This is a genomic window from Xanthocytophaga agilis, assembly GCF_030068605.1.
Lineage (GTDB): Bacteria > Bacteroidota > Bacteroidia > Cytophagales > 172606-1 > Xanthocytophaga > Xanthocytophaga agilis.
In genome coordinates, this window is the sequence record NZ_JASJOU010000006.1 from 280,439 (window position 1) to 292,704 (window position 12,266).

At 39.7% G+C, this 12,266-nt stretch carries 6 protein-coding genes; 3 read left to right on the plus strand and 3 right to left on the minus strand.

What is annotated here, in order from left to right; genetic code table 11:
- Positions 1-17 precede the first annotated feature (17 nt).
- The gene (locus QNI22_RS19305) at positions 18-623 is read right to left on the minus strand and encodes a TetR/AcrR family transcriptional regulator (protein WP_314513163.1); all 606 of its coding nucleotides are present in this window, start codon (positions 621-623) and stop codon (positions 18-20) included.
- A 427-nt stretch (positions 624-1,050) separates the two neighbouring features.
- Between QNI22_RS19305 and QNI22_RS19310 the strand changes: the two genes are divergently transcribed.
- From QNI22_RS19310 to QNI22_RS19320, 3 genes are all read left to right on the plus strand, one after another.
- Positions 1,051-2,895, plus strand: a complete 1,845-nt coding sequence (locus QNI22_RS19310) for an ABC transporter ATP-binding protein (RefSeq protein WP_314513165.1) — start codon at positions 1,051-1,053, stop codon at positions 2,893-2,895.
- A gap of 211 nt (positions 2,896-3,106) precedes the next feature.
- Entirely contained in the window at positions 3,107-5,722 is a 2,616-nt protein-coding gene (locus QNI22_RS19315; protein WP_314513167.1) for a DUF5686 and carboxypeptidase regulatory-like domain-containing protein, read from the plus strand.
- Between the two features lie 310 nt (positions 5,723-6,032).
- Positions 6,033-7,172 (plus strand): glycoside hydrolase family 172 protein, encoded by a 1,140-nt coding sequence (locus tag QNI22_RS19320; RefSeq protein ID WP_314513168.1) that lies wholly within the window; start codon positions 6,033-6,035, stop codon positions 7,170-7,172.
- A gap of 106 nt (positions 7,173-7,278) precedes the next feature.
- Here QNI22_RS19320 and QNI22_RS19325 read toward each other — a convergent pair whose 3' ends face one another.
- Positions 7,279-9,408, minus strand: coding sequence for a HEPN domain-containing protein (locus tag QNI22_RS19325; protein ID WP_314513169.1), 2,130 nt, complete (start codon positions 9,406-9,408; stop codon positions 7,279-7,281).
- A 516-nt stretch (positions 9,409-9,924) separates the two neighbouring features.
- Complete coding sequence (locus tag QNI22_RS19330; protein ID WP_314513171.1) at positions 9,925-12,042, minus strand: M48 family metallopeptidase; 2,118 nt, start codon at positions 12,040-12,042, stop codon at positions 9,925-9,927.
- Positions 12,043-12,266: the final 224 nt, after the last annotated feature.

A 12,266-nucleotide genomic window follows, 5' to 3' on the forward strand; every position in this document is an offset into this window, starting at 1 on the left:
TGATGGGTTAAAAAAATTTACGCTTTCATTAAGTTTAGAATATTGTCAATAGACTGACGAAATAATTCTGGAAGAGTTTCTTCCGGATACATTTTAAATCGTTGCCTTATAGCTAGTGAAACCAGGCCATGTACAAAAGAGAATACAGAGACTGTAGTAACTTCCAGATCAGCTTTTTTGATCAAGCCTTTCTCCATACACTCTGCAATGGTTTGACGCAACATTTCGTAATTAGCAAAGCCACAATCCCAGTTGTCATCATGCAGGGCTTCCATAGGGGCAGTCATGATAAACATCAGGTCATAGTATTCCGGATTGTGAAAAGCGAAGTCCAGGTATATCTCTCCCATTTTATAAAGTCGCTCTAATGGATTTTCTATCCGCATTAATGGCGTCATCTTTTCAGATAATAGCTCAAATCCTTTTTCATGGACATCATAAAAAAGCTGATTCTTATCTTTGTAATATAGATAGATCGTTGCCGGACTGTACTCAATTTTTTCAGCAATATTGCGCAGCGAGGTTTTTTCAAATCCGTGCTCCAGAAACATCTGAGTGGCTGTTTCCAATATCAGACTTTTCATTTCCTGCTTTTCCCGTTCTTTTCTCTCAGAGATTCCCATAGGTTATCGTATTGGTGTAATCGATGCAAATTTACTGAACAGTGTTTAGTAAGCAAGGGTTGTTTACTGTTTTTATAAAATAAACATACATATGGCTGATAAACAGAATAAAAGATCCTCCATCTCTTCCCTTTAAGGTTCAGTTTTGATGATTCAAAATAGCAAACGGGTGGGATGATATAAAAGATGTCCGGTGTTGAAGTGACAAATAGTCCTGTTGAAGAGTAAAAAAAGTGGAGTGAGGGAAATTTTCAGGTTTGCCGTTTTTAACTCATTTTTCTCTAAAGTCTGGTTAGTTGGTAAGTTTTACTACCCCTCATCAAAATAAAAAGGTTCTCCATTCGTCATTTGTTATATTTGCACCTTTCAACCACTTGCATTTTTACACTAATAGTAGAAATGAGTATGAGTCTATACTTCCTGATTAATGAAAACTTATTTACGTCTGATTAGTTATGCACGGCCATTTAGCCGTTTTGTAACCCCCTTTTTTATTTTCTCCCTGCTGAGCATCATATTTGGTATTTTTCAATTTGGGCTTCTTATTCCTTTGCTGGATATTTTGTTTGGGCAGATTGAACCTGAAAAAGCTCAGCAGCTGGTAAATAAACCAACCTTTGCTTTGGAGTTTGGCTACTTGAAAGATCTCTTCTATTATTACTTTTATAAATACAGTGCATCTGGTAACAGAATGTCGGTTCTATATTTTGTTACCGGAGTGATTGTTGGTGCAGTAGTACTGACCAATTTATTCCGGTATATGGCCCAGCGAGTAGTACAGGATGCCCGTACGTATTCAGTAAAACGTCTTCGGGAGGCTATCTTTGCAAAAGTAACACGATTGCATGTCGGATATTTTAATAATGAACGCAAGGGAGATTTGCTAGCCCGTCTGACTACGGATGTACAGGAAGTGGAAGGGTCAGTGGTTAACACTCTAGACGCCATCTTTAAAGAACCTTTTCTGTTGGTTGGGTATTTTATTCTCTTGTTTGCCATTTCCTGGGAGCTAACCATATTTACACTGATAGTTATTCCTATATCAGGGGTAATAATTGCCTGGGTGACTAAGTCGCTAAAGCAGCAAGCTAAAGAAGGACAGGAATCAGCAGGACGGTTAATGTCTATCATTGAAGAAACCTTATCAGGGGTTCGTATTATTAGTTCGTTCAATGCGCAGTCATATGTTTTGAAAAAGTTTGAGCAAGAGAATAACCATTACCGTGAGACAACCCGCCGGATGGGGAATAAACGGGAGTTAGCTCCTGCATTTTCAGAGGCTTCCGGGGTAATGGTGGTAGCAGGTATCCTGGTATATGGCGGGAGTCTGATTCTGAACAATGACGGAACTGCCACATTGAAGGCAAGTGAGTTTATTACTTACATTGCAACCTTCTCTCAGGTACTAAGACCTGCCAAAGCCATTGTATCTTCTCTATCAGGCATTCAGCGTGCACAGGCTGCTGGAGAGCGTATATTATCAGTGATAGACGCTCCAGAAGTAGTACAGAGTGCCCCAGATGCTCTGGAATTAACTAGCTTTTCAAAGGGTATTGAGTTTAAAAATGTGACTTTCTCCTATGAGGAAAAACAGGTTTTAAAAGATATTAACTTCTATATTCCTAAAGGCAAAACAATTGCATTGGTGGGTGGATCTGGTGGTGGTAAATCAACTATAGCAGATTTGATTCCACGGTTTTATGATGTAGAAGGAGGAAGTATTCTATTAGATGGTAAAGATGTTCGAAGTTATACATTAGAGTCTTTACGCAATGAGATGGGGATTGTAACCCAGCAATCCATCTTATTTAATGACACCATATTTAATAACATTGCGTTTGGGCAACCAGATGCGAAAGAGGAGGATGTCATTCGTGCAGCTAAAATTGCCAATGCACACGATTTCATTATTGCAAAGGAAGATGGCTATCAGACAGTCATTGGTGATCGGGGAAGTAAGTTATCAGGTGGTCAGCAACAGCGGTTGAGTATTGCACGTGCCGTATTTAAAAATCCTTCTATCCTTATTCTTGATGAGGCAACTTCTGCCTTGGATACAGAATCAGAAAAGCTAGTACAGGAAGCATTAAGCAATCTTATGAAGGGTCGTACTGCACTAGTGATTGCGCATCGATTGAGTACCATTCAAGAGGCTGACGAGATTCTGGTGATTCAGAATGGCCAGATTGTAGAAAGAGGGCATCATCAGGAACTACTGGAAAAAGAAGCTGGAGTGTATCGCCGACTTACCATGTTGCAGCAAGCTGTATAAATACGGATTCCTTTTTAGTTAAAAATATTTAAATAGTTGCTTTTGCAACCCTATTTTACTTTTTTACATTCTATATACCAGAAAGCACACACGAGATCGCTTTCTGGTATATTTTTTTCATAGCCTATGTGACGGGCATACGACAAACTTCATACTAGAGCGGCCGTTTTATCCGTTTTAGCACAAACACTTATCCTATTCAAATACTTTTATGAGACTGTGGACGTTTACACTTCTTATTGCTATTTACTTTTTCTACAGTCAGACAAGTATTGCCGGAGGGATACGTGGTACTATCAAGAATACCAAAGGGGAAGTTATGCCTTATACCTCTATTCTGGTAAAGAATACAAGTATTGGGACAATGGCGAATGAAGATGGAAAATACGAAGTTACCCTGAAACCAGGAACTTACGAACTTCAGTTTCAATACCTCGGCTATCAGGTTTTGAATAAGTCAATTGAGGTGGGTGATGAGTATGTGACTGTGGATGTTACTATGCAGGAAGCCGTAGTACAGCTCAATGAAGTAAAGGTGGGTTCTTCAGATGAAGATGCTGCCTATACTATCATGCGGAAAACTATTAGCATGGCACGTTTTCATATGCTGGAAGTAGATAGTTGGTCTGCCAGAACCTATGTAAAAGGTACGTTCCGTGTTATTGATGTTCCGTTTCTGCTGAAAGGGGCGCTTAAGAAAAACAACATTCAGGTAGGAACCACCTATGTGCTGGAATCTATTAATGAAATTAGCTTTCAGCAGCCTGACAAAGTAAAAGAAAAGGCTGTTTCTATCCGTTCTAATCTCCCTCCTGGCACACAACCTGCTATCAACTTTGCTCAGCTAAATATCTATCAACCTGCTTTCTTCGGAATTATTCTGCCACTTTCGCCTAAGGCTTTTAACTATTACCGCTTTACGTATGAAGGTGGTTTTGAAGAAAACGGAAAATGGGTGAATCGAATTAAGGTAACTCCTAAGATCAAAGGACAAAATGTAATAGAGGGTTCTATTTATATTGTAGATCAGTTATGGAGTATTCATAGTTATCGATTTAAGTTTACAGATGAAAATGGTATAAACTATAATCTGCAACAGATCTACAACCTGACACAGGATGTCTGGATGCCTATACAATCAGAGATTACTGTAAAAGCCAATCTATTTGGAGCGGAGGGAGAAGCTCGCTATGTGACCTCTGTACGAAACTATCAGCTTAAAATCAATCCGAAATACCATCAGCAGCCGGTAGTAGTGGACGAGAAGATTGATAAAGAAAAGGCTGCAGAAGTACGAAAACAGAAGATCAATACAGAAACAGCTCTGAAACAGAAAGAATTGACCCGAAAGCAATTGCGTCAGTTAAGCAGAGAAATGGAAAGGGAAGATCGAAAAGAACGCAAAGAACGTGGAGAAGATGTGACTGTAATGCGGGATTATTCTTTTGATGTAGATACACTTGCCAGAAAAAGACCATCCTCATTCTGGGAAGATGAGAGACAAGTCCCATTAACAGATACAGAGATCAAGGGATATAAACAGGCTGACAGTCTTTACAAAGCCAATGAAGATAAGATAAAGAAAGATTCCATTAAAAGTCTGCCTCGTTTTCGGCTTACTCATTTGATTTTTGGACATACCTATAACTATGGAAAACAACCAGAAAACGAATGGTATCCGCGTACTTTTTCTTTTGACTCTCCTTTATTGAACCTGAATAATCCGGATTATTTTATCTGGAACAATGTGGGTTTTTTCAATACAGTAGAAGGAACAGTTTTAAGAACACGGATGAGATATACAGAACGAGTGAATAAAGATTCACGATGGAGTCTGGAAGGTAATCTCAGGTATTCTTTCGAAAGAAGCCATTTAAATGGGGGATTGCAGTTTTCGAGAGGAAACCAACAACAGTCATTTTCTATATCAGCTGGACATAATATATTTCAGTTCAATGCTAATAATCCCATTCCGGAAGGAGTCAATACTGTGAATACCTTGTTGTGGGAGCGGAACTATATGAAAATATATGAAAAAACATTTGCCAGTGTACAGTGGAACAAACGCTTTACTGAAAAAGTCTCCTTTTCTACGTCAATTGCATTCGAACATCGTGATCGATTAGTAAACAGAACTGAATACAGCTGGTTTGATTTTAAAAAACGTGAGTTGACCAGCAATGATCCAAGTAATATTGAATTGCAGGATCAGACGGCTTTCCCTGATCATAATGCCTGGATATGGGCTAGTTCTTTAACTATCCGGCCATTTGCAAAGGCTGGTATTTATAATGGTCGTCGTTATTTGATTAACAATAACTCTCCTGTGTTTACAATCAACAACCGATCAGGGTTTGGCGATGTACATTTTAACCAGCTGGAGCTTAGTGTGAATGATGAATTTCGCTTTTTAAGAGGTGGATTCCGTTATCTGATACGTGGCGGACTGTTCTACGGACCACAAAAGCCCAATTACTTAATGGATTTCAAACACTTTAATGGTAACCAAACACGGTTCCAGCCTGAAGGATTTGACTTCTTCCGTCTTTTGGACTACTATAACTATTCTACCACACATAATTATTTACAGGCACATGCCAGTCAGCAGATTAATCGTTTGCTGTTTACGCAGTTTACTTCTCTGCGATTGTATGGCATCCGTGAAAATCTTTTTGTGAATGCCTTACTGACTACTAAAACCAATGTGTATGAGATCGGATATGGATTCAGAGGTTTGTTAAAAATCCTGGGAGCTGAAGTCGTAACTACTTTTCAAAATGGAAAATATGTGCAGACGGGCTTCCGTTTGAGGTTAGGCTTTAACTAATAAGTAATTTAATTAACTTTAAACCACTTATTTCTATCTTCAGGATAAGTGGTTCCTCTGCAGAGTTGTTTCATCATATCTGGGCTATCCCGTTGTCACTGACAACTATAATACATTATCTACTAAATCCTTCCTTTAGTCATGGCTTTCCGTACCGGAGGCTGATCTCTAATTTCTTTGTGTGTTAATTAAGATAAATGCTTCATTTTTAATTTTTTAAAGTGGAGATAGGTGGCCTCAACCTACAAAATACTAGCTTTACATAAGTTGTTATCTGGTTGTTTTATTCATCTGTAACCTAAACACTAGCATGAAAAGCATTTCGTATCTTCTAGGGCTTGCCTGTTTTCTTTGTGTGTCCTCTTTTACTTATGGACAGAAATTTAATGGACTTGATACACATATGGGAAACTTGTACCGTACATCTGATGCCAAGACCCGATCTATCAGCCCAGAGAATTTTACAGGAGAAAAAGGTAAGGGAGGAATGGCTACAGAAGGTACAGGAAAGCATGCGTCGCAAGATCTGGGACAAGGCTGGAAGGTAAGTCCCAGTGTGGAGATAAAAAGCAAGACTACCTTTACACTAGCAGAAATAACAGGGCAAGGAGCTATACAACATATCTGGATGACGCCAACAGGCAAGTGGCGCTATTCTATCTTACGTATCTACTGGGATGATGAAAAAGAGCCTTCTGTAGAGGTTCCTGTCGGAGATTTCTTCTGCATGGGATGGCAGCAGTATGCACCCATTACGTCACTGGCTGTAGCGGTAAATCCGGGAAGTGCGTTTAACTGCTACTGGACTATGCCTTTTCGTAAAAAATGTCGGATTACGATGGAGAACATTGCCAATGAATCCATGATGTTATATTATCAGATTGATTATACCCTTACAGATATTCCGGATGATGCAGCATACTTTCATGCACAGTTTCGTAGGGTGAATCCCCTACCCTACAAGCAGGTATATACTCTGTTGGATGGTGTAAAAGGCAAAGGGCAATATGTGGGGACATACATAGCCTGGGGTGTAAATAGCAATGGCTGGTGGGGCGAAGGAGAAATGAAGTTTTATATGGATGGGGATAAAGATTTTCCTACTGTCAATGGAACCGGACTGGAAGATTATTTCTGTGGTTCCTATAACTTTGATAATAAAGGAAAATACCAGGAGTTCTCATCTCCTTATACAGGCCTGCATCAGGTAATCCGACCTGATGGATTGTATCAATCTCAGCAACGGTTTGGTATGTACCGCTGGCATATTACAGATCCGATTCGGTTTGATAAAGATCTTAGGGTAACTGTACAAGCACTGGGATGGAGAGATGGCGGGCGTTATCTACCATTAAAGGATGATATCTCATCGACTGTGTTCTGGTATCAGACGGAGCCGCATGCCACTTTTCCGAAACTACCTACCAAGGATGAACTGGAAGTGAATTAGTACTCACATGTTCTAAATTAAAACTTAGAACATCTACTGGTTATACAAAGAAAATGCCTGAAACTACATCTTCAGGCATTTTTCTATTTTGAAGATATTATACACTCTATGCTTCCTGCATGATCATACGCTGACGGGCAGCTACAACCTGCTCATGGAAACGAATGGCATCCTGCATATAGCTTGTGGCAAATGCTTCAGATGGTTCATTTTCGTTGATTTGCAGAATATACGTTTTAAAATCAGTAGGTAGTGTAATGGTACCTGTCTGGACAGCATGTGTATCAAAATCTTTCATAATGCCATGCTGTGAGTTACAGTTTACATTCTGAGTTAACAGAAATGCTTTGGCAGAGCTAACCATAGCGGCATAACTATGGTAGATGCTGTCGGCGTAAGCTTGTAATTCGAAGGCTTCCTTAGCCCAGGCTAATTTCTCCTCAGACTCATAGAATAAGGTTGATACCAGGTCAATTACCACTCCTGCACACTCTCCTACACCAATTGCTGTTTCAAAGTTTTCTGTTTTGCCCCAGTCTACATAATCCAGTGGAGACAGGTTATCCAAATTCGCCAGTGGTTTCAGCAGTTTATAGAAGTAGTCTTTGCCCTGACGACGGTAGTAGTTGTTGAAATATTCACCATCCGCTGCATTGGCTTCGTAGTCATTGATTAACCAGCGCAATACATCCGGACCACGACGACTTGGAACTTTGATCACTTTGTCACCGATACTTCCTATTCCATTTCCTTCTATACCACCACCCAGCATCACCTGAAGAGCTGGCAATACCGCCGCACCTTTCTTTACAGAACTTCCATGGAAGCCTATCTGACAGGCACTATGCTGCGCACAACCATTCATACATCCACTAATTTTGATTTTGATATCCTGGTTGTGAATCAGATCCGGATACTCTTCGTTCATTACACGTTCCAGTTCTGCACTGATACCTGTACTGCTGGAGATTGCCAGGTTACAGGTATCCGTTCCCGGACATGCAGTCACATCAGCTGTGCTATCAAATCCTGGTTCTGCCAAGCCAATTTCGTCCAGAGCTGCAAATACATATGGCAGGTATTCCGGACGTACATATTTCAGGAGTAAACCTTGGTTAACAGTTACCCGAACATCATCTGCTGCATATGTCTCTACAATAGGAGCCAGCTTGCGAACTATCACAGTAGGAATATCCCCCAGATGTACTTTAATCTGTACACCATAAAATCCCTTTTGCTTTTGCTCGAATACGTTGGTTGCATACCAGTCTTTGTATTTTTTCGTGGCAGTAACCTGTACAATGTCCAGTGATTTAGCACTTTCCGGAATATTGTTTTCAGGCGCAGGCTCTGGTTGTCCTACTGTAGTAGTGTCAACCTGGAAAGTTTTGTTTTTCAGTGCCTTTTGTTCTTGAGCTACCAGTTCCATGAAGGTTTCAAATCCCAGTTCTTCAATCAAAAACTTAAGGCGGGCTTTGTGACGGCGGTTCCGCTCTCCATATCGGTCAAAGATACGTACTACCCCTTCTGTAAAAGGAATAAATTTATCTTCTTCCAAAAACTCATAGGCCACAAATGCCAGATAAGGCTGTGCGCCTAATCCTCCGCCAAGCATTACCTTAAAACCGCGAACTTCTTTGCCATTTTCGATCTTTACTTTTGGAATCAGACCGATATCGTGCATGAAAGTAAAGCCTGTATCTTTATCGCTGCTTGAAAATGCTATTTTGAATTTACGACCTAGTTCCTGACTAATAGAATTCCGAAGGAAATACCGGAACATCGCGTCTGCATAAGGTGATACATCAAATGGCTCTTCCGGATCAATACCTGCATTGGCTGAAGCCGTTACATTACGAACCGTATTACCACAAGCTTCACGGATTGTGATATCATCGTGTGCTAGCTTTGCCCATAATTCAGGTGTTTTGTCCAGACTTACAAAGTGAATCTGTACATCCTGACGGGTAGTCAGGTGCATATTTCCGGTTGCATATTCATCAGATACATCAGCAATCCGTAACATCTGTTTGACAGTCATTTTACCAAATGGCAATTTGATACGGATCATCTGTACACCGGGCTGACGCTGGCCGTATATACCACGTACCAATCGTAGACTACGAAACTTCTCATCGTGGATTTTTCCTTCACGAAAAAGCGCGATCTTTTTTTCCAGATCAATGATCTCTTTTTCAACCAGCGGGTTCTCCAGTTCGGTTCGGAAACTTTGCATGATATTATAAAAATTGGGATGTTATTAATTGCATTTACTTAAACTGTCACTTCTGTTCGAAGACTTTTGTTTGTTGATAGCACTAGTAAAAAATAAGCCCTTTACAATGGCAAAGGGCTTGTGTTAGAATATAAAATATTGGATAGCAAGCCCTGCTATGACAATTCAGGACAACAACAAGACTTATATATATATTTTGCTACTATGTTCATGTTTCTATTTAGTCTATAAACTTAATGAGGTTTTATGTGCAAACAAAATATCTATCCATTTTTTTTAAGAAAATGGGATAGAGAAAGTATAAGTTATGAGAAAAATTTAATTTAAGCAATAAAAAACAAAAAACTCTTTAGAATTCTCCATAGGTATACTATACAATGCTTTTGTCTGAAATAGCGAAGATGGAAAGATTTCAAAACATAAGATCCTATGCTCTATTAAAAAGCATAGGATCTTATACTGATAGCTACATCTAATATCCAGAATTTGAAAAATAATCTCTTCACAGAAAATCAGTTAAGCTGAAACCTCAGATTGGTTGAGAATATCTTTCTGTACAGTCATCAGATGCTTGAATGATTGGTCAAACATTTCACTGCCTTTGCCCAGTATATCATAGGATTGATGTATAAACTGATTGTACACCTCTCCTGTAAAGTCAGTAAGTACATTCGTCAGAGGCTCTTGAAGCAGTTGTGTGCGCAACGTAAACTGGTTGGGATTGGGTGCAGGCTGAACCAGTTTTTCTGAATCCAGCAGTATTTGTTCCAGATTGCCGTGCAGTGAAATCGTTTCTTGTTTGAGTTGATTGAAGTTATCTTCTACCCAGTGTTGTTGCAATGATGCCCAGTACTGTACCATTTGTAATCGGGAGCGAAAATCCATCAGTTTCCGAAAGAAAGTCTGCAGCTCCAGATGATTCTTCATGGCCTGTTTGTATACATCGGCTTGTTCCTGAGATTGCTCTAATGCTTTGAGATAATAAAATCGGAATACAGTTTCATCCTGACGCTGCATCCATTGTTGCTGCTCTTGTACCTCCTGCTCTAATTGAGTAAATAAATGGTTACTGTCAGAAACGTGGTATTTCTTTCCATCAAAATCAAAGGTGCGGGCTTGTGTATGACCATCACGTAGATTGGCTAGTATATCCAGGTCGTTTCGGTTATTGTTGTATGAAGTTATCTTCTCTTTTATTTCGTCAGTAAAGAGTTTGTTGATAGTGGAAGGTACAGACAATGTTGTGTTTTGTAATGATGTCTCTACATCAAATAATTCCAGATAGCGATTGTCATAATAATCATTATACATTGGATCGGGCTGTTCCTTCTGTATATAGTCCACAATCATTTGCTGAGCTTCATCTGCCTGCTTTTCTTCGCCCTTTTCTGCTTCAGAAATTTCTGTGCTATACAGCAATTTGGTTAGTCTTTGTTGAATGGCTTCTACGTTGCCAAACAGAACCCAGGGAGATTGTTGGTCAATGACCGTATCTACAGGTGCTCTGAAGATATTGGCTTCCCGTTCTGATAAGCTTGGGTGTGAAGCCCATTGGTCTTTGATATACACACGTGATGCCTGGGTATGTTTTTTCAGCATTTCGTCAGTGATAACCGGAAGATTGTCAACCTGTTGTAGTTGAAATGCATTTGCCAGATAAGCAATCATACCTTTGTGATTCACAAAGGCATTGTTAGTATGAATTTTCTCCTCTGCCAGACGGTTTAGTTGATGTATGGTGGATTGATAAGCCGAACTACCAAATTCTATTCTACGTAATGCACTACTGATGGCTTTCGAACCTGCCAGGCTAACAGCTATTGAATCTGCATGGTATTCCATTTCCCGCGACAGGCTCATATAGGCCAGATTTATTTGTTCAAATGCCTTGCGTAAAATCCAGCGAACGCCCTGAACCAGACGGAACGTAATAACTGCGAACCAACTGAATACACCTCCAACCTCTGCCCACTTGACAAGCGTAGCATCCCAGTTATCATATTCATAGATCAAATCATACAGAATGTGATTGACAGTGTATGTATAGCTACCCAGCTTCATACTACGTTGTGAAAAATGACCAAACTCGTGAGCTAATACAGCCTTGAACTCACTTATATTTAGTGAATTTACCAGTCCTAAACCTATTTCAAGATTTTTTGACACAGGAAAAAACAGGCTTAAAAAGCTGGAGTTGTAAAACACACAAGCGTTAACGTCCGGACTCAAAAACACACTTTTGGGTTTAGGTGCTTTCACATCGGTAGCCACCTGATAAATAAAGGCGAATAACTCAGGATAGTCTTTTTCAAAAATTTCTACCCGTTGAGGATTTTCGTTGTGTCGGGTTTTAAAGATGAACTTAATCAGAAACCAGCAGAACATAACGGTTAAGGCTACTATACCCCCACCAGCCCCTATGGTTAGTAAATTAACGCGTAGGGAAATGATAAAAAGGCCTACTATAACTCCATAATAGAGCATAAAGACAGAGGCTACAAGTAGAAGAATGTATAGTAAGATAAAGAGCACAATACCTACCATTACTTTGCCAATATTGGCAGCATAGGCTTTGGATGGTTGTGTCAATGAAGGGGGAACATTCTGAGGAGAGGGTGGGTAAAACAGAGACATGTATTTTAGTAGTAAAATTGATAACTCGCTTTTAATACCAAAATAGCAACAGATGTAAATATATGTAGAAAAAAAAAAGAGTGTGTAAGAATGTGCTTTTTTGTTAAGTTACTGTGAGTTATGAATTACGAAGAAACGGATATAGGATTGCATATCTCATGGCTACTCTGTACGAGGTCAGAAGGGTAAGAAGCGGGTCGGTTGCGGGTCAGATGTAAGCCATT